General features: G+C 71.8%; 17 protein-coding genes and 1 pseudogene. 14 read left to right on the top strand and 4 right to left on the bottom strand.

The window, feature by feature from the left end; translation table 11 throughout:
* Nucleotides 1–30: 30 nt before the first annotated feature.
* From J1M39_RS08105 to J1M39_RS08140, 8 genes are all read left to right on the top strand, one after another.
* Complete coding sequence (locus J1M39_RS08105; protein WP_070709039.1) at nucleotides 31–2,208, top strand: 3-hydroxyacyl-CoA dehydrogenase NAD-binding domain-containing protein; 2,178 nt, start codon at nucleotides 31–33, stop codon at nucleotides 2,206–2,208.
* Nucleotides 2,205–3,056: a CoA transferase gene (locus J1M39_RS08110; protein WP_044658735.1), complete on the top strand. Its 852-nt coding sequence runs from the start codon at nucleotides 2,205–2,207 to the stop codon at nucleotides 3,054–3,056. The genes J1M39_RS08105 and J1M39_RS08110 overlap by 4 nt, the downstream gene beginning before the upstream one ends.
* 46 nt (nucleotides 3,057–3,102) lie before the next feature.
* Complete coding sequence (locus tag J1M39_RS08115) at nucleotides 3,103–4,284, top strand: acyl-CoA dehydrogenase family protein (protein WP_069941810.1); 1,182 nt, start codon at nucleotides 3,103–3,105, stop codon at nucleotides 4,282–4,284.
* Nucleotides 4,285–4,323: 39 nt separating this feature from the next.
* Nucleotides 4,324–5,904: a long-chain-fatty-acid--CoA ligase gene (locus tag J1M39_RS08120; RefSeq protein ID WP_223247476.1), complete on the top strand. Its 1,581-nt coding sequence runs from the start codon at nucleotides 4,324–4,326 to the stop codon at nucleotides 5,902–5,904.
* Between the two features lie 83 nt (nucleotides 5,905–5,987).
* Nucleotides 5,988–7,082 carry a S66 family peptidase gene (locus tag J1M39_RS08125; RefSeq protein ID WP_069941811.1) on the top strand — a complete coding sequence of 365 codons (1,095 nt, stop codon included), beginning with the start codon at nucleotides 5,988–5,990 and terminating at the stop codon, nucleotides 7,080–7,082.
* A 1-nt stretch (nucleotide 7,083) separates the two neighbouring features.
* A complete protein-coding gene (locus J1M39_RS08130; RefSeq protein WP_051995213.1) occupies nucleotides 7,084–7,704 on the top strand; it encodes an AMP-binding protein in 621 nt (206 codons plus the stop codon).
* Between the two features lie 260 nt (nucleotides 7,705–7,964).
* Entirely contained in the window at nucleotides 7,965–9,206 is a 1,242-nt protein-coding gene (locus J1M39_RS08135; RefSeq protein WP_223247475.1) for a DNA cytosine methyltransferase, read from the top strand.
* A gap of 32 nt (nucleotides 9,207–9,238) precedes the next feature.
* On the top strand, nucleotides 9,239–10,066 hold the full coding sequence (locus J1M39_RS08140) for a hypothetical protein (protein ID WP_197458584.1): 828 nt from the start codon (nucleotides 9,239–9,241) through the stop codon (nucleotides 10,064–10,066).
* A 136-nt stretch (nucleotides 10,067–10,202) separates the two neighbouring features.
* On the opposite strand, the pseudogene J1M39_RS08145 reads toward J1M39_RS08140, so the two are convergent.
* Nucleotides 10,203–10,415: pseudogene (locus J1M39_RS08145) on the bottom strand (IS256 family transposase); the annotation flags it as partial.
* A 227-nt stretch (nucleotides 10,416–10,642) separates the two neighbouring features.
* Here J1M39_RS08145 and J1M39_RS08150 point away from each other — a divergent pair.
* Nucleotides 10,643–11,899, top strand: coding sequence for an acyl-CoA dehydrogenase family protein (locus tag J1M39_RS08150; protein WP_010079560.1), 1,257 nt, complete (start codon nucleotides 10,643–10,645; stop codon nucleotides 11,897–11,899).
* A 31-nt stretch (nucleotides 11,900–11,930) separates the two neighbouring features.
* Here J1M39_RS08150 and J1M39_RS08155 read toward each other — a convergent pair whose 3' ends face one another.
* A complete protein-coding gene (locus tag J1M39_RS08155; protein WP_020621433.1) occupies nucleotides 11,931–12,797 on the bottom strand; it encodes an ABC transporter permease in 867 nt (288 codons plus the stop codon).
* A gap of 380 nt (nucleotides 12,798–13,177) precedes the next feature.
* Here J1M39_RS08155 and J1M39_RS08160 point away from each other — a divergent pair, with 380 nt between their 5' ends.
* Genes J1M39_RS08160 through J1M39_RS08170 form a run of 3 tightly spaced genes read left to right on the top strand, consistent with a single transcriptional unit; the run spans nucleotide 13,178 to nucleotide 16,111 of the window.
* Nucleotides 13,178–14,599, top strand: coding sequence for an LLM class flavin-dependent oxidoreductase (locus tag J1M39_RS08160; protein WP_206496656.1), 1,422 nt, complete (start codon nucleotides 13,178–13,180; stop codon nucleotides 14,597–14,599).
* Nucleotides 14,600–14,657: 58 nt separating this feature from the next.
* A complete protein-coding gene (locus J1M39_RS08165) occupies nucleotides 14,658–15,368 on the top strand; it encodes a Tat (twin-arginine translocation) pathway signal sequence (RefSeq protein ID WP_241253936.1) in 711 nt (236 codons plus the stop codon).
* Nucleotides 15,365–16,111, top strand: a complete 747-nt coding sequence (locus J1M39_RS08170) for a hypothetical protein (protein WP_060973610.1) — start codon at nucleotides 15,365–15,367, stop codon at nucleotides 16,109–16,111. Before J1M39_RS08165 ends, J1M39_RS08170 begins: the two co-directional genes overlap by 4 nt.
* 63 nt (nucleotides 16,112–16,174) lie before the next feature.
* Here the strand turns inward: J1M39_RS08170 and J1M39_RS08175 are convergent, their stop codons facing one another.
* On the bottom strand, nucleotides 16,175–16,555 hold the full coding sequence (locus J1M39_RS08175; protein ID WP_044658681.1) for a YtxH domain-containing protein: 381 nt from the start codon (nucleotides 16,553–16,555) through the stop codon (nucleotides 16,175–16,177).
* 106 nt (nucleotides 16,556–16,661) lie between these two features.
* On the bottom strand, nucleotides 16,662–16,862 hold the full coding sequence (locus tag J1M39_RS12310) for a P-type ATPase (RefSeq protein WP_036384100.1): 201 nt from the start codon (nucleotides 16,860–16,862) through the stop codon (nucleotides 16,662–16,664).
* A gap of 191 nt (nucleotides 16,863–17,053) precedes the next feature.
* Between J1M39_RS12310 and J1M39_RS08185 the strand changes: the two genes are divergently transcribed.
* Both J1M39_RS08185 and J1M39_RS12475 read left to right on the top strand, forming a co-directional pair.
* A complete protein-coding gene (locus tag J1M39_RS08185) occupies nucleotides 17,054–17,872 on the top strand; it encodes a DUF4397 domain-containing protein (RefSeq protein WP_206496658.1) in 819 nt (272 codons plus the stop codon).
* Nucleotides 17,873–18,179: 307 nt separating this feature from the next.
* Entirely contained in the window at nucleotides 18,180–18,614 is a 435-nt protein-coding gene (locus tag J1M39_RS12475; protein WP_158604212.1) for a class F sortase, read from the top strand.
* The last annotated feature ends 18 nt before the right edge of the window (nucleotides 18,615–18,632 follow it).

The following is an 18,632-nucleotide window of genomic DNA, read 5'->3' on the forward strand; positions in this document are numbered from 1 at the left end:
ACCGACCAGCACGGCAGGAAGAGCACCGGCATGAGTGAGCACATGATCACCTGGGACCAGGACACCGACGGCGTCGTCACGCTGACCATGGACGACCCGCAGGCGCGGGTCAACACGATGAACGAGCGGTACCAGGACGCGATGGACGCCGTCGTGGACCGCCTGGAGGCGGAACGGGACACGGTGACCGGCGTCGTCCTGACCAGCGCGAAGAAGACCTTCTTCGCCGGCGGCGACCTGGACTCCCTGGCCCAGGCCGGCCCCGAGGACGTGGAGTCCGTGTTCGCGCTGACGCAGCGGGTCAAGGGCCAGCTGCGCCGCCTCGAGACCCTCGGCCGCCCCGTGGTCGCCGCGATCAACGGCACCGCGCTCGGCGGCGGCCTGGAGATCGCGCTGGCCTGCCACCGGCGCATCGCCGTGGACGACCCGGGGCTGAAGGTCGGCCTCCCGGAGGTCACCCTGGGCCTGCTGCCCGGAGGCGGCGGCATCACCCGCCTGGTGCGCATGGTGGGCGTGGAGCGCGCCCTGATGGACTGGCTGCTGCAGGGCACCGCCCGCGACGCCCGGGCCGCGATGGAGAAGGGGATCCTCGACGAGGTCGTGACCGACCCCGCGGACCTGGTGCCCGCCGCCAAGCGCTGGATCCTGGAGCACCGCGACGACGCCGACGCCGCCGCGAAGCCCTGGGACGTCAAGGGCTTCAGGATCCCCGGCGGCACCCCCGCCCAGGCCTCCTTCGCCTCCCGCCTGCCCGCGTTCGCCGCCACCCTGCGCCGGCAGCTCCACGGCGCGGACCTGCCCGCCCCGAAGGCGATCCTCAGCGCCGCGGTGGAGGGCTCGCAGGTGGACTTCGACACCGCCTCGCGCATCGAGACCCGGTACTTCGTGTCCCTCGTGACGGGCCACACCTCCTCCGCCATGATCCAGGCGTTCCACTCGGACATGCAGGCGCTGCGCTCCGGCGCGGCCCTGGGCGGTCCCTCCCGCGAGCGCAGCACGATCACCACGGCGGCGGTGCTGGGCGCCGGGATGATGGGCGTGGGCATCGCCCACGCGCTCGCGCTCAACGGCGTGGACGTGATGCTCAAGGACGTCAGCCTGGAGGCCGCCGAGCGCGGCCGTGAGCGGGTGGGCGCCCTCCTCGAGGGGCGCGTGGCGAAGGGGCGCATGAGCCGCGAGGACGCCGACGCCGTCCTGGCCCGCGTGCAGCCCACCGAGGACTATCAGGACCTCGCGCACGTGGACGCGGTGATCGAGGCCGTGTTCGAGGACGTCGAGCTCAAGGACTCGGTGTTCGCCGAGGTGGAGAAGGTGGTCGGCCCGGACACCCTGCTGTGCAGCAACACCTCCACGCTGCCGATCACCCTGCTGCAGGGCCCGCGGGAGCGCTCCCAGGACTTCATCGGCCTGCACTTCTTCTCCCCGGTGGACCGGATGAAGCTCGTGGAGATCATCCGTGGTGAGCAGACCTCCCCGCGCACGGTGGAGCGCGCCTACGACCTGGTGCAGCAGATCCGCAAGCTGCCCATCCTGGTCAACGACGGGCGCGGCTTCTACACCTCCCGCGTCTACGGCACGCTCGTGCTCGAGGCCGCGGCCCTCGTGGAGGAGGGCGTGGACGCGCAGCGGATCGAGCGGGCGGCCCGCCACGCCGGCTTCCCGGCCTCCCCGCTGGCCATGATGGACGAGGTCTCCCTGACCCTGATCCAGCACATCCGCCGCGAGGAGGAGAAGGCCGTCGCCGAGGCCGGCGGTGAGCGTCCGGTGCGTCCGGGCGAGCGCGTGGTGGAGCGCATGGTGGACGAGTTCGGCCGCCCGGGCCGCGCTCAGGGCGCCGGCTTCTACGAGTACCCGGAACAGGGCCCCAAGCACCTGTGGCCAGGCCTGGCCGAGCACTTCGCCACCGGGGCGGACGTGCCCGAGCAGGACCTGCAGGACCGCCTGCTGTACCGCATGGCCATCGAGACGGCCCGCTGCTTCGACGACGGCGTCCTCACCGACGCCCCCTCGGCGAACCTCGGCGGCGTGTTCGGCATCGGCTTCCCGCCGCACACCGGTGGGCCAGTGACGTTCATGACGCACCGCGAGGGCGGACCGGCCGCGTTCGTGGCCCGCGCCGACGAGCTGGCCGACCGCTACGGCGAGCGGTTCCGTCCCGGCGGCACCCTCCGACAGCTGGCCGAGCGAGGCGAGGGGCCGGGCCGATGAGCGCCGCACCGCTGGCCGGGGTGCGCGTGGTGACCATCGCGCTGAACCTGCCCGGGCCCGTCGCCGCGGCCCGCCTGCAGGAGCTGGGCGCCGACATCGTCACGGTGCTCCCGCCCAGCGGGGACCCCGTGGCCACCCTGGTGCCGGCCCTCTACGAGGAGCTGCACCGCGGGCAGTCGGTGCGCACCGTGGACATGAAGTCCCAGGCCGGGGCTGCCGAGATGGAGCAGATCCTGGCCGAGGCGGACGTGTTCCTCACCTCCCACCGCTCCGGGGCGCTGCGCCGGCTGGGCCTGGACGCCGACGCCGTCCGCGCCCGCCACCGGCGGATCTGCCAGGTGGACATCACCGGATACGACGGGGACCGCACGGACGTGCCAGGCCATGACATCAACTACCAGGCCGCGGCGGGCCTGCTGGCGCCGGGGGCTCCACCGCGGATCCTCGCGGCGGATCTGCACGGTGCCGAGCGGGCCGTCTCCGCCGCGCTGGCCCTGCTGTGGGCCCGCGGCGCGGACGGGGACGGCGGGCATGCCACGGTGGCGCTCGCCGATGCGGCGCACGCCCTGGCCCTGCCCAACCGGCACCGCATGACGGGCCCGCGCAGCCCCCTGGGCGGGGCCCTGCCCCACTACGGGGTGTATCCGGCGGCCGAGGGCCATGTGGCCGTCGGCGCGCTCGAGCCGCACTTCGCGGCCGCGCTTGTCGAGGGCCTCGGGCTGGACGCGGACGGGGACGTCCGCGCGCAGCTCACCGAGGCCCTCTCCCGGCACGACGCCGCCCACTGGCAGGCATGGGGGGAGGAGCGGGGCATCCCGCTCACCGCCCTGGCCAGCCCCACCGCCTGACCCCCACGACTCAGCACCCCCCTCGAACGACCTCCAGGAGCCCCTCATGACCACCACGGATTCCCGCACCCGCTCGCTGATCGACGTCGACGTCCTCGAGTACCACCGCCTCCTGACGCCCGAGCAGCAGGAGGAGCTCACGGAGATCCGCGCCGCCCTGGCCGAGATCGTCACCCCGCACGTGGCGGAGGCCTGGAGCCGGGACGAGTTCCCGCACGAGATCGCCCGCCGCGTCGGGGAGCTGGGCTACAACCACATCAGCGGCATGACCGAGGACCCGTTGTTCCGCGGGCACCTGATGGCCGAGCTGGCCCGCGCGGACATCTCCCTCAGCGTGTACTTCGCCCTGCACAACGACCTCGTCGGGGCCACCCTGGAGGCCCTGGGCTCGGAGGAGCAGAAGCAGACGTGGCTGCCGGGCCTGTACGCGATGGAGTACACCGGCTGCTTCGCGCTGACCGAGCCGGAGCACGGCTCCGACGTCGCCGGCGGCATGGCCACCACGGCCCGCCGAGAGGGGGACGAGTGGGTGATCAACGGGGCCAAGCGGTGGATCGGCAACGGCACCATGTCCCGCATCGCGATCGTGTGGGCCCGGGACGAGGAGGACGACCAGGTCAAGGGCTTCATCGTGGAGACCGACACCCTCGGCTACGAGGCCACCAAGATCGAGCACAAGACCGCGGTGAAGATCGTCCAGAACGCGGACATCACCTTCACGGACGTGCGCATCCCGGCGGAGAACAAGCTGGAGAAGGCGAACACCTTCGCGGACACCAACGTGATCCTGCTGGGCTCCCGCAACGGCCTGGGCTGGCAGGCCGTGGGCGCGCAGCAGGGCATCCTCGACGCCGCCCGCCGCTACGCGCTGGAGCGCACTCAGTTCGGCCGGCCGATCGCCGGGCATCAGCTGGTGCAGTCCCTGCTCGTGCAGATCGCGGCCAACCTGGCGGCCACCCTGGGCATGGCGCACCGGGCGGTGCAGCTGGAGGCCACCGGCGAGGTGTCCATGACGCAGGCCTCCCTGGTGAAGCTGAAGACCTCCCAGATGTGCCGCGAGTCGGCCGCGCTGGGCCGCCAGATGATGGGCGGCAACGGCATCCTCGCCGACGTCGGGCTCGGCCGGTTCTTCTGCGACGTCGAGGCGATCTTCACGTACGAGGGCACCTACGAGGTGAACTCGCTGATCGTGGGCCGCGGCCTCACCGGTCACTCCGCCTTCCTCTGAACCCCCTCCGACGACCGCCCCACCAGATCAGGAGCCACCGTGACCACCTCCGAGACCCCCGACACCTCCGCGACCACCCACGGCCGGCCCACCGAGCGCCGGGGTCATGTGGCCGAGCTGCTCTCGGCCACCGTGGCCCGGCAGCCGGATGCCGTGGCCCTGCGGATCGGCGAGGCCCGCATGACCTACCGCGAACTGGACCAGGTCACGGCCGCGACGGCCGGCTGGCTGCGCCACCGCGGGGTGGGCCCGGGGGACCGGGTGGCCGTGCTGCTGCCCAACGTCCCGGCCTTCGTGGCGGTCTACGAGGCGCTCATGCGCCTGGGTGCGGTGATGGTGCCGCTCAACCCGCTGTTCACGGCCCGTGAGCTGGAGTACTTCCTCGAGGACTCCGGGGCGCGCGTGCTCTGGGCCATGCCCGGGCTGCCGGCCGTGGACGAGGTGGCCGGGAACGTCGACGTCGAGGTGGTCACCCTGGACCTCGAAGCGGTCGGGCGGGAGTGCGCCGCCGAGGGCATCGCCCCGGTCACGGAGATCACCCTGCGGGACCCCGACGACGACGCCGTCCTGCTCTACACCTCGGGCACTACGGGGCGGCCCAAGGGTGCCCGGCTGACGCACACGAACCTGCGTTCCAACGCCATGGCGACGGCGACCGGCCTGGGCCGGCTCGGCCCGGACGACGTCGTGTTCGCGGCGCTGCCGATGTTCCACGTGTTCGGGCTCTCGGTGGTGCTCAACGGGGCGGTGTTCGCCGGGTCCACCCTGTCCCTGATGCCGCGGTTCGTGCCGGAGGCCGCCTACGACCAGCTGCAGGACCACGGCGTCACGTTCCTGCCCGGCGTGCCCACCATGCACGGGGCGTTCCTCTCCGTGGCCCGGGCCCGCCGTGAGGCCGGGGCCGAGCCGGAGGACTTCTCGCGGCTGCGCATGCCCCTCTCCGGCGGTGCGAGCCTGCCGGTGGAGACGCTGCGCGCGGCGGAGAAGCTGTTCGGCGTGCCCGTGTTGGAGGGCTACGGCCTGTCCGAGAACGCGGGTGCGTGCTTCTTCAACCCCGTGGACGCGCCGACCCGCCCGGGCACCGTGGGCCGGCCGGTGGACGGCTTCGAGTTCCGGATCGTCGCGATGGACGGCACCGAGGTGCCCGAGGAGGACCTCGAGACCTCCGGTGAGCTGCGCATCCGGGGCGAGGGCATCATGGCCGGCTACTGGGGCCGCCCGGAGGACACGGCGGCGGCGTTCGACCAGGACGGCTGGTTCCGCACCGGGGACATCGCCCGCCGGGACGAGGCCGGGTACGTGATGATCGTGGACCGGCTCAAGGACGTGATCATCCGCGGCGGCATGAACGTGTACCCCCGCGAGGTGGAGGAGGTCCTCTACGAGCACCCGGACGTGGTCGAGGCCGCCGTGGTGGGTGTGCCGGACGAGCGGCTGGGCGAGGAGATCGCCGCCTTCGTCTCGCTGGCCCCGGGCAGCGCCGTCACGGGGGAGCAGCTCCAGGCGTTCGCGGCCGAACGGCTGGCCCGCTACAAGCAGCCGCGGGAGGTGACCGTCCTGGACGGGCTGCCGAAGAACGCCACGGGCAAGATCCTGCGCCGCGAGCTGCGTCAGGGGTGAGGGGCGTGTGGCGGTCTGGACACGGGTGGTCTGGTCTGAGTGAGAGGAACGACGGACAGATGGCCTCTCGCTACGCTCCCGGTATGACTCAGCCGCTCGTCCACCCGCCCAAGGCCCAGCCGGGCGACAGGATCGCCGTCGTCTCGCCGTCGTTCGCGGCTCCCGGCTTCGCGCCCGCGGTGCACGAGCAGGCGATGCGCCGCCTGGCCGAGGTGACCGGACTGGTGCCGGTCGAGTACCCCACCACCCGGCAGCTCGGGGCGAGCGCCGAGGACCGGGCGCGGGACCTGAACGCGGCGTTCGCGGACCCCCAGATCCGGGCGGTGATCGCCACGGTAGGCGGGGAGGACCAGATCACCGTGATCGGCCACCTGGACGCGGACGCAGTGCGCGCGGACCCCAAGCCGTTCCTCGGCTACAGCGACAACACCAACCTGCACCAGTGGCTGTGGGCGAACGGCGTGGCGAGCTTCTACGGAGGCTCCACCCAGGTGCACCTGGGGCCGGGGCCGGCTGTGGATGAGGTGCACGCCGCGTCCATGCGGGCCGCCATGCTGACGGGAGGGCGGCTGGAGATCACGGAGCCGGGGGAGTCGGAGGACCACGGCGTCGACTGGCTGGACCCGCGGGCGCTCACCGAGTTCGGCGAGCGGGATCCGGTGCCGTGCCCGCACGACGACGGCGCGCGCGGCGTCGGCGAGGGCGCCTCACCGTGGCGCTGGGCCGGGCCGCGGCGCGCGGTGACCGGCCGGACGTGGGGCGGCTGCCTCGAGGTGCTGCCGTGGGTGATGGCGGCCGGCCGCGGGCCTGCGGACATGGCGGTGCTCGAGGGCGGTGTGCTGCTCATCGAGACCAGCGAGGAGCTGCCGAGCGCCGGCGAGGTGCGGCGGCTGCTGCGGATCCTGGGGGAGCGCGGCGTGCTCGGCGCCGTGGACGCCGTGCTGGCGGCCCGCCCGCCGACGAGCTCCTTCGAGGCGCCGCGCGGTGCGGAGGAGCGGGCGCGGCGGAGCGCGGAGCAGGCCGATGTGGTGGTGGAGGAGGTCGGGCGCTACAACCCGGACGCGGTGGTGTGCGTGGGCGTCCCGTTCGGCCACACCCGGCCGCAGTGGGTGCTGCCGCACGGCGGCGTGATGACCGTGGATGGGGTGGAGAGGCGGGTGTGGGCGGAGTTCGGGTGAGTTGATCGGCGCGCTGCGCTACGTGCTTTCTGGCGGCGCGCCACTGGCCGTGGAGACGCTGCGGGAGGCCGAGGCCGAGGCGGCCTTCGGCGTGCCGGTGCGCGAGGCCTACGGCCTGTCCGAGTCCTGCGGGCCCGTGTGCTTCAACCCCATGGACGGCCCCAGCCGCCCCGGCACCGTGGGGCGGCCGCTGGAGGGTGTGGAGTTCCGCATCGTCACCCCGGAGGGCGTGGAGGTGCCGGAGAGGGACACCGAGACCCCCGGCGAGCTGCGCATCCACCGGCCCGTGGTCATGTCCGGGTACCTGGGCCTGCCGGAGGCCGGGGCCGCCGCGTTCGACGACGACGGCTGGCTCCGCACCGGCGACCTCGCCCGGCGGGACGAGGAGGGCTACTACCGGATCGTGGGCCGGCTGAAGGACATCAACATCCGCAACGGCTACAACGTGTACCCGCGCGAGGTCGAGGATGCGCTCTATGTGCACCCCGACGTCGCCGAGGCCGAGTTCTCCGCGTTCGTGCGCGAGCGCCTACTCTCGTACAAGGGGCCGCAGCCGGTGACGCTCATGGACTCGTTGCCGAAGAACGGGACGGGGAAGATCGTGAAGGACCTGCTGCGGTGAGGGGCCTGATCTGACTGGTTGGACGTATCCCAAGGGCGAGTGGAGCCCCGCCCCGATCTTCACGACGGTGGACAAGAACCCTGAGCTTGTCATTAGGCGTGCGGTCCGCACCGAATGAGGAGAACCTTGAGTGCGGTGGACCGCTCGTGGGCAGTTTCGCCTAACGTGTCCGGGGTGCGCGAGACGATGGCCTCAGACAGCATCTCACCGTCCCGCGGCTCCATGTGGGGCCGAGCTGGACACGGGTAGAGTCGTAGGTCATGGCCCACCAGGCCATGCAGAGAGGTAGGCGTCGTATGGTCCACTTGACGGGTCTATTCGCAGGTATCGGTGGCATTGAGCAGGGCTTCCACAATGCGTTGGGATCAAAGGTCGAGACAGATCTTCTGTGTGAGTCTTGGGCCCCTGCTCAAATCGTTCTGAAGAATCGGTTTCCCGGTGCTGAGCTGCACCCAGACGTTCGAGAGCTGGCATCCCTGCCGGAGGCAACTGACATACTTTCCGCTGGGTTCCCCTGTCAGGATCTCTCACAGGCAGGTCGAACTGCGGGCATTCGCGGGGAGCAGTCCGGGTTGGTGACGCATTTGTTCGAGCTGCTTCGGCGTCGCATCTCTGCTGGACGACGACTTCCCACACTGCTCATTGAGAACGTCCCCAACATGCTGGCCCTCGACAAGGGTGCTGCGATGGAGTTCCTGGTCCAGGAGATGGAGACCCTTGGATACTCTTGGGCTTACCGGGTCGTCGACACTCGTTTTACGGGACTGCCGCAGAGGCGCCGTCGTGTAATCGTTGTTGCCTCGGTGAACCTCAACCCGTCGGAGGTCCTTTTTGCGGACGAGGCGGCGTCACGCCCTGATGATCATTATTCCTCCGACGCCTTTGGATTCTACTGGACGGAGGGTAAGGGTGGATTGGGGTGGGCACCCGACGCGATTCCGACGCTCAAGGGTGGCTCCACGATCGGCATCGCTTCACCTCCTGCCATTTGGGTCCGTGGCGCGGAGGACGCCACTCGCGCCTTGGTGGTGCCGAGGGAAGCAGAAATGGAATCATTGCAGGGGTTCCCCCGCGGGTGGACTGATCTCGACTTCGGCTTGAGCGCTGCGCGGACGCGCGGAACCCGGAGCAAACTCCTTGGCAATGCAGTCTCGGTGCGTGTTGCAGAGTGGGTGGCTCGGCGAGTCTTCGCGCCAGGCGAAGTGGTGTGCCCCTCCGTCGATTGGGGCTCATCCAGGCAGTGGCCGAACGCTGCTGCTGGTATGGGCGGGAAGCGATGGCGAGTGGAGGCCAGCGAATTTCCCACTCTGGAACCGTATGAGCACTTGCTGGAGCATGTTGACGTGTCGTCAGCCCCGGCGTTGAGCCGGCGTGCGGTGTCGGGTTTCCGTTCGCGCCTTCTCCAGGGGAACTTGGGCCGATATCCGGGATTCCGCGAGGCTGTGGCTGAGGCGGACAGGGCATTGACTGAAGATCAGCTGATTACCAAGTTGGAGGCATGAACGTGTTTGGCCCCGATATTCTGGCTCGAACCATGAGCGAACCGGCAGACCCCACCAAATATGGAATTCGCTGGCAATATCATTCTCGATCAGATCGTCATGGAAAAGTGGCCAGTTGGGGCGTCGCCTTCGACTTGCTTCGCTCGTCGAGTGTGATGCGGCAACATGCCCGCGACGGCAAGATTGTCCTTGGTGTCAATCTGAAGTTGAGTGATTTCGAAACGAAGAAGAGCAAGGTGCTTGACTTGGTCATCGCCCGACCAGGAGGAGCGGCGACATCGGCCCGCGGCGAGTCCCTGGTCTCTCTCGCGCAGCGCTACAACATGAACCTCTCCGGAGAAGAGATGGGCGAGCTGACGTCGCTACCAGATATTCCTGTGGCGCCTGTCGGGTCGGTTCTGGTGGCTCTAGAAGCTAAGGCCACGATGACTGCTCACGTCAAGTCACTTCCGCGTCTTCATGATGAATTGACCAGTTCCCACATCTCTGTACACGGTGAGAGCCAGACAGCCTTGGCGATTGGATACGCACAGGTTAATGTCGCAGACGTGTTTGTAAGTTCTAACCCTGCAAACGTTGAGCGCATTCATCTCGGGCAGGAACCCGTTGTCACTTCTCACAAGCAGCCCGGTGATTGTCAACGGGTGTTGGACACCCTTAATACTCTTCGGACTCGTTCCAGTTCCATCGGTATCGGTTTTGATGCAATTGGCGTAACTGTCCTCGACCTTCGGAACGATGACAGTCCTGTGAAAGTCGTTCATTCCCGACCCGCACCGCAGCCGGGGGACGCTTTTCACTACGACTCGATGATCATGCGCATGGCCACGCGCTACGACACGCAGTTCAGTGGGATCTGAAGACAAAGGCAACAACGGAAGATCTTGGGCCTCCAGCTGTGCAGCGCGGAGGATCATGGTCGCGAACCGAGCGCGGGACACCAAGCCTGAGCTCGCCGTTCGCGGGCGTGTCAACTTGTCTGTGTAAGCGGGGTGGTCACAGGTAGGGGTTGATCCGGTCGGGGTAGGCCGCGGCGAGCTGGGCGAGGGCCTGCTTCCAGTTCGTGACGGCCTGACCTTCGACGAGCCGGCCCTGGGCTTTGCGCTGGCCGGCGGGTTTGCCCCGGTCCCGAGCGCGTTCGGCGGCGCGTTTGTCTTCGATGTTGCAGATCGCCAGCCAGAGCAGCTTCACCGCCGCCTCGGGGCGGGGTCCTCGGTGGGCGTCATGGGCGGCGGTCCTCCTGGTCGGCGGGTCCGACCAGGCTAGGGACGACGACGACGGCGCCCCGCCCGCCGTCGTCACCGGCGGTCATGCTCGGCCCGCCGGACCCCCGCGGGCGCCCGGCGCGGGCCAGGGCGACGGCGGCCGGTGTGGATCCCGTCCCACGGCCGGGTCGCCCCGGCCGCCGGCCCGCCCGCGCGTGTCAGAGTAGGGCCATGACCACCTACGCCACCCTCGCCGCCCGGTACGCCGACGCCTTCGACTCCGTCGCCCACGGCGAGCGGGCCCGCGAGGCGGGCCGGCACCTGCCGTTCGCCGCCCTCGGGGAGCTGCAGGCCGCCGGGTTCGGCAAGGTCGGTGTCCCCGAGGACGCGGGCGGCGAGGGCGGCGGCAGCGAGACCGTGCTGCGCCTGCTCATGGACCTGGCCGCCCGGGACGTGAACACCGCGCACGTCTGGCGCTCCCACCTCGTGTTCATCGCCACGGCCATGGACCAGGCGCCCGCCCGTCGGGAGCGGTGGCTGCGGCACATCGTCGACGGGGACTGGGCCGGCTCCGCCCTGGCCGAACGCGCCGGCGGGGCCGCGCCGGGCCGTGCCGCCACCCTGGCCAGCCGGGACGAGGGCGGCACCTGGGTCGTGCGGGGGCAGAAGTACTACGCGACCGGCTCGGCCTTCGCCACGTGGACCGCCGCGACCGTGGGCATCGAGGGGGCGGACCTCGTCTCCCGCCGGAACTCCAAGCGGGCCGGGGGCGCGGTCCGCGAGCCGGACCGGGCCGTCGCCGTCGTGCGCGTGCGTCAGCCGCGCGTGGGCATCAAGGACGACTGGGACGGCTTCGGCCAGCGCCTGACCGCCACCGGGTCCGTGGTGCTCGACGACGCCGCGGCCGAGGAGCTGCTCGAGGTGCCGCGGCAGGACGGGCCCGTGCCCGTGCTCATGGAGGCGACCCTGCTGGCGCTGCAGGCCGGGATCGGCCGGGCGGCGCTCACGGAGGGCACGCAGCTGCTGCGGCAGCGGCGCCGCACCTTCAACACCGGCACGGCCGCGCTGCCCAAGGACGACCCCCAGCTCCTCGAGATCATGGGGCAGCTGGCCGGGCGGCAGGCCGCGGCCGAGCTGATGGTGCGCGAGATCGGGCGGCTGCTCGACGAGGGGCAGGACGGCGCCGACGGGGCCGGCCCGGCGGAGGCCGACGTCGTGGCGGCGTCCGCCGAGGCGATGGCGGCCGCGTACCGGGCCCAGGCCGTGGTGCCGGAGGCCGTCCTCGAGGTGTGCACCCGCATCTTCGACACGCTCGGCGCGTCGGCGACGTCGGCCACGCTGCGGCTCGACCGGCACTGGCGCAACGCCCGCACCCTCGCCACCCACGACCCGGCGGCGTTCAAGGTGCGCATGGCCGGCGACTGGCTCGTGAACGGCACCCCGCCGACCGCCTACACGTCGGCCGGCGAGGTCCCCGAGGGGGACTGACCCGACGACCGGGCGGCCGGACGTGCCGGGCTCAGGCCCAGCGGCGCAGGGCCCGGCGCTCCAGCAGGCCGAGCAGCCAGTCGGTGAGCTTGCCGAGCACGGCGAGCAGGATGATCGCCAGGATCAGGCGGTCCGTGCGTCCGTTGTTCTGCGAGTCGGTGAGCAGGAAGCCCAGGCCCATCGAGGAGGCGATCAGCTCCGCGGCCACCAGGAACAGCCAGGCCTGGGCCAGGGCCAGCCGCAGGCCGGAGAACACGGCCGGCACCACGGCGGGCAGCTGCACCGTCCGCAGCAGGGACAGCCCGTGGTAGCCGAAGGCCCGACCGGCCTCCACCAGGTGCGGGTCCACATGGCGCAGGGCGGCGTAGACGGTGGTGAACACCGGGAAGAACGCGCCGATCGCGATGAGGGTGACCTTGGACTCCTCGCCGATCTGCATCCACAGGATCAGCAGCGGCACCCAGGCCAGCGAGGGCACCGCGCGCAGCGCCCCGATCAGCGGGGCGAACAGCGCGTCCGCCCACCGGGACAGCCCGAGCGCGGACCCCACGGCCAGCCCGAGTGCGGCGCCGAGCAGGAAGCCCAGCAGCACGCGCTGGGTGGAGATCCCCACGTGCAGCCACAGGTCGCCCCGCTCCAGCAGGTTGACGCCGGCGCTCAGCACCGCGCCGGGGGAGGGCAGCTGCACCGCGGAGAGCAGCCCGGCGGCCGTCACCGCCCACCACAGCACCAGGAGGACAGCGGGCGCGGCCAGCCCCACCACCGCCCGGGCGCCGGGCCGGTCCAGCACCCGGGGCCGCTGCCGTCGGCGCGCCCCTGTGTCGCCGTCGTCGTGACCCGACCGCTCGCGCGCCTCGGGGCCCGTCGTCGCGGCGGGGGTGGTCAGGGCGGTGCTCATCGGATGGCCTCCTCGGCGAAACGGGTGTCCAGGATGCTCGCCAGGGCGGCGTCACACCGGGGGCGCCGCCGGGCCCGGGCTGGGCCAGCGCCGAGCCAGACGTTTCGGTCGTCTCTGCAGGGTGGAGGCAGCAGATTCCTCTGACTCAGCGCTGGGGCGCCGCTGAGTCGCCGCAGGGCCGCCGCCCGCGGACGTGCCCTCCGTCACGGTCGGGGCATGTCACGAACCGGGCGCCGCACGCGTGGCCGGGCCCGGCGGGGCCGTCATGAACCCCTGGGCCGGACCGGCTTCCACCGCCGGCCGCGTCAGCGTTGCATGGTGCGGAACCGTCGCTCGCCCGGCCGCGCCCCTGCGACCGGGCGGCCCTGGAAAGGAGACCCATGAGCACCGCCGAGAACGCCGGGGCCGGAGCACCCACCCGCCCGGACGAGCACCGCGCGATCCTCTTCAACGCATTCGACATGAACTGCGTCGCCCACCAGTCCCCGGGTCTCTGGCGTCACCCCGACGACCACGCCCGGGACTACAACACCCTGGGCTACTGGACGCACCTGGCGCAGACGCTGGAGAAGGGCCTGTTCGACGGCCTGTTCATCGCCGACGTCCTCGGCCCGTACTCCGTGTACGGCGGCACCTCCGAGGCCGCCATCAGGACCGGCGCGCAGACCCCCGTGAACGACCCGTTCCTGCTCGTCTCCGCGATGGCCGCGGTCACCGAGCACCTCGGCTTCGGCGTCACCGCCGGCACCGCCTACGAGCACCCCTACCCGTTCGCCCGCCGCCTCGCCACGCTCGACCACCTCACGGGCGGCCGCGTGGGCTGGAACGTGGTCACCGGTTACCTGCCCTCCGCCGCCCAGAACATGGGCCAGGACGACCAGATGGAGCACGACGAGCGCTACGAGCACGCCGACGAGTACCTCGACGTCGTCTACAAGCTCCTCGAGGGCTCGTGGGAGGACGACGCCGTCGTCTACGACAAGGAGTCCGGCGTGTTCGCGGACCCGGCCAAGGTCCACGACATCGCCCACGAGGGCCGGTACTTCACCGTGCCCGGCCACGCCGTCACCGAGCCGTCCGTGCAGCGCACCCCCGTGATCTACCAGGCCGGCGCCTCGACGCGCGGCCGCGCCTTCGCCGGCAAGCACGCCGAGGCCGTGTTCATCAACTCCCCCACGAAGGAGCTGGCGGCCGCCACCGTGAAGAAGATCCGCCAGGCCCTGGTGGACGCCGGCCGTGACCCGTACGACGTGAAGATCTTCGCGATGCAGACGATCGTCACCGGGGCCACCGACGAGGACGCGCGGGCCAAGTACGACGACCTGGCGCAGTACGTGGACCCGCTGGGCGGCCTCGTGCTCATGTCCGGCTGGATGGGCATCGACCTGTCCCAGTACGACCTGGACGAGCCGATCGGGGACGTGAAGTCGAACGCCATCCAGTCCACCGTGGAGACCTTCCAGAAGGCCTCCGGCACGGACGAGGAGTGGACCGTGCGCAAGCTCGCCGAGTGGGTGGGCATCGGCGGCTTCGGCCCCGTGATCGTGGGCGGCGGCGAGTCCGCGGCCCGCCAGCTCGTCGAGTGGGCCGACGAGACCGACGTGGACGGCTTCAACCTCGCCTACCACATCACCCCGGGCGCCTTCGAGGACGTCGTGGAGTTCGTGGTGCCGGCGCTGCAGAAGCTCGGCCGCTACAAGACCGCGTACACGGACGGCACGCTGCGCCACAAGCTCTTCGGCCGCGGCGACCACCTGCCGCAGAACCACCACGGCGCATCCTTCGCCCTGCGCCGCCGGTAGGGTGACGCCAATGGCCGCGGCGCCCTGCCTCGGCCGGCAACAGCCCCAGGAGGAGAACATGCAGCGCAGACGTGCCGTCCGCGCGGCCGGGCTCGGCGTCGTGGGCGCCCTGGCCTTGGCCGGGTGCGCATCCGAGCCGCAGTCGGCGGGGGAGGCCTGGCATCAGGCCCGCACCCAGTTGGACGAGGCCGAGACCGTCCGACTCGAGACCGCCTACACCACCGGCCGTCAGGGCCCGCAGTCGGTCCGCTGGGACATCGCCGGCCGGCTCGACGGCGGCGACGCCGAGTCGAAGGGCGTCATGCAGGTCGGCCGCGACTCGCACATCACCATGGAGTCCCGCCAGGTCGGCGAGGACGTGTTCGTGCGGGTCGACGTGGACGGGTCCGACGTCCCGGACGACGTCCAGATGATGTACTCCGACCCGCAGTGGCGCCGTGTCCCGGCCGGCGAGGGGCAGGAACCGCCCCTGAAGTCCCTCCTCGACCAGGTGGGCCTCCCCGCGGCGGACGCCCTCGACGGCGCCGAGGTGCGCGCCGAGGAGGTCGACTGGGACGGCGGCACGGCCTACCGCTATGCCGTGCCCGAGGAGGTCGCCGACGCGGCGATGGCCGAGGGCGACGCCACCCGGGTGCACTCCTTCACGGTGGACGACGACGGCGAGCTGGTCGCGCTCACCGTCGACGACGGCCGGGCCACCCAGCAGTACGCCCTGAGCGACTGGAACCAGATCGAGCCGGCCGAGGCGCCGGAGGAGGTGGCCGAGTGAGGCAGCGCCAGACCCAGACCCGCCGCACCCGCCGCGGCCTGTCCCTCGCCGCCCTCGGGGCGGCCGCCCTGCTGCTGACCGGCTGCGCCTCGGGCGACGACGCCCCCGGCGCCTGGGACCGCGCCCGCACCCAGCTCGAGGAGGCCGACTCCGTCCGCATGGTCACCGAGCTGCGGTCCGAGGCCCCGAGCAACGGCCGCGCGGTCCCGGACGCGGTGGACATCTCCGGTCCCGTGGACGGCTCGTCCATGCGGTACGTGTCCGTGTACAAGGACGACGGTCTGATCACCCGGGACGAGTCCCGGATCGTGGACGGCACCGCGTACTCCCGGTTCACGGTGGAGCGCGTCGGCGCGAGCGGTGAGGACCATCCCGCCTATGCGGAGCGCTGGACCGCCACCCCGTACGAGGGCGATCCCAGCGCCACCGGCATGGGCGCGATGGTGAGCTCCCTGCTGGGCTCCCTGCCGGAGTCGGGCGGCCTGGACGACGTCGAGGCGGACGCGGACGGCATCCGCCGCAGCGGTCAGGATGCGATCCGCTACGTGCTGGACGAGCCCGTCTCGGGCCCGCAGGAGGGCGTGGAGCTGACCGCGTTCACGGTGTCCAAGGAGGACGGCCGCCTGCTCACCGTGGAGACCGAGTCCGCCGGCACGAAGGCCGTGGTGACCCTCTCCGAGATGGGCGGGGTGGATCCGGTGCAGGCCCCGCCGGCCGACGAGGTCCTGAAGCAGGACGGCTGACCCGGCCCACGGCGGCGGCGGCCCGCCTCCCCTCGGGGAGGCGGGCCGCCGTGTCTGCGCGGGTCAGCGCGTCAGCGGACCCTCGTCACCCAGCGGGGTGGACGGGTCCGAGATGGTGTCCGGCTCGGCACCGTGGCGGGCCGCCGAGGTGATGTTGTCGTTGTTGGACTCGGTCACGCGATCTTCGCGGACGTCGTTCTTCTTGTCGTTGCCCTGCATGGCATCCTCCACCTTCGTCGTGGCCTTCTGCACCGGATCGGACTTCTTCACCTCAGCGAACTTCTGCTGGGCGGTCTCCTGGACCTGGCCGACCTTCTCCTGGGTCTTGGGGTCGTTCCAGAGCTTCTGGGCGTTCTGGGTCATCTTCTCGAGGTTCTTGCGGCCCTCGGCGGAGCCGAGCAGGTAGCCGAGTGCGGCGCCGAGGCCCAGGGTGATGAGGCGCATGGGTGGTCTCCTTCATGTGTCGGGACCGCGCCGACCCTCTTGGACGGGCCGGGCGGCGCGCTGGCGCGCTGTCCTGGGATCACTCTGGTCATCGGAGCCCGCCGCGTCAACGACTGAGGCGCACGGCCACGACGATGGCGAGCACCACTCCCGTGCCCGCGACGACGGCCGAGCCCGAGAGCACGGCGTCTCCCGCGTGCGTCGGGACGGGGTCGTTCTCGCCGGTGAGGAGGGCCTCTTCCCGGTCGAGCCCCTCGACGGCGCCCAGGCCGCGGGGCGGGGAGGCTCGCGGGAGGGGTGTGTACACGATGAATCCACGGGGCGGACCTTCTTCAATTCTGACGAGCCCCCGAAACACGACGGGCCCCACTGCGCAGGGCGCGTGATCGGAGGGGGAGGAAAATCCTCTGCAACGGATCGGTCGCGGCGTCGGTAGTCCTGGTGTGAGCGCATTCGGCGCCTCGCCCCGCAGGACCCTCGACGAACAGGAACGACACCATGCGCACGTCCCTCCCGGCCGCCGTCACCACCGCCCTCGGCATCGCCGTCCTCGCCCCCCTGTCCGCCGCCGCCATGGACGCCCCGTCCGGCGCCGAGCTCTCCGTGCTGCACGCCGTGCCCGCGACCCCCGTGGACGTCTACGTCAACGGTGCCCTCACCCTGGACGACTTCGAGCCCGGCGACCTCGCCGGTCCCCTGGAGCTCGCCGCCGGCGACTACGAGGTCGCCATCACCGCCGCGGACGCCATGGATGACTCCGCCCCGATCCTCGGTCCCGTCACCCTCACCCTCGCCGACGGCGGCGACTACACCGCCGCCGCCCACCTCGACGCCGCCGGCACGCCCACGGTGACCGCGTTCGAGAACGACACGAGCGCCGTCGCCGCCGGCGAGGGCCGCCTCACCGTGCGTCACATCGCCGCCGCCCCGGCCGTGGACGTCTGGGCCGGCGAGGACGTCGTCGTGCCCGGCCTGGAGAACCCGGACGAGGCCGCCCTCGAGGTGCCCGCCGGCACCGTCTCCGCCGCCGTGTCCGTGGCCGGCACCACCGACCCCGTGATCGGCCCCGCCGACGTCGAGGTCAAGGACGGCGTCACCACGATCGCCTACGCCTGGGGCTCCGCCGCCGACGGCACCCTCGCGCTGGCCACCCAGGAGGTCGCCGCCGACCACAGCGCGCCGGGCTCCGTCCCCGCGGGCATCGACGTCGCCCCCGCCCAGGACTCCACCGGGATGCTGGCCGCCGTCGGCGCCGGTGCGGCCGCCCTGGTCGCCGGCGCCGTCCTCATGGCCCGCCGCCGGGCGGCCCGTGCGTGATGAGTCCTGCGGGCGGGGTCCCTCCCGCCCGGAGATGGGGACTGTCGGCCGTGTGCCGGCGGTCCTCGCCCTCGCCGCCGTCGTCCTCACCGGCTGCGCGCCGTCGGCGGCGGTCTCCTCCCTCCCGTCCGAGCAGGGGCGGGGCTCCGTCGTCGCGATGACGCCGGGCCCCGCGGCGGGGACGGGAACCCCACCGGCCGCAACCCCCTCCGCGGCTCCGGCCGCCCCCGGGCGGACGCCGCCGTCGGGGATCGCCGTCCGGCGCGCCACCCAGAGCCCATCGGACGACGCCAGGATCCCCGTGCGCGTGGACTATCCGGCCATCGGGGCCACGCTGAGCGTGGTCTCGGTCGGGGTCACGGAAGACGGGGCGATGGAGCTGCCCGACGACAGCTCCGTCGGCGGCTGGTACCGCCACGGCTCGGCCCCCGGGGATCCTGAGGGGACGGCGGTGATCGCCTCCCATTCGGGTTCACCGCGCAATCCCGTGGGGGCCCTCTACGGGCTGCGGCAGGCCGCGGTCGGCGACGAGGTCACCGTCACGGATGCGGCGGGGACCGCCCGGCGCTATCGGGTGGCCTCCACCCAGAGTCTGGGGAAGGGCGAGCTGGACCTGTCCCCGTACTTCCGCCGGGACGGCGCCGCCGAGCTCGTCCTCATCACCTGCGGCGGCGAATGGCTGCCGGACGAGCGGGACTACACGGAGAACATCGTGACCATCGCCACTCCCGTCGAGGGCTGACCGGTAGCCTGTCGGAAG

Origin of the sequence: Micrococcus sp. KRD077 (genome assembly GCF_017168505.1) — a bacterium.
GTDB classification, from domain to species: domain Bacteria; phylum Actinomycetota; class Actinomycetes; order Actinomycetales; family Micrococcaceae; genus Micrococcus; species Micrococcus luteus.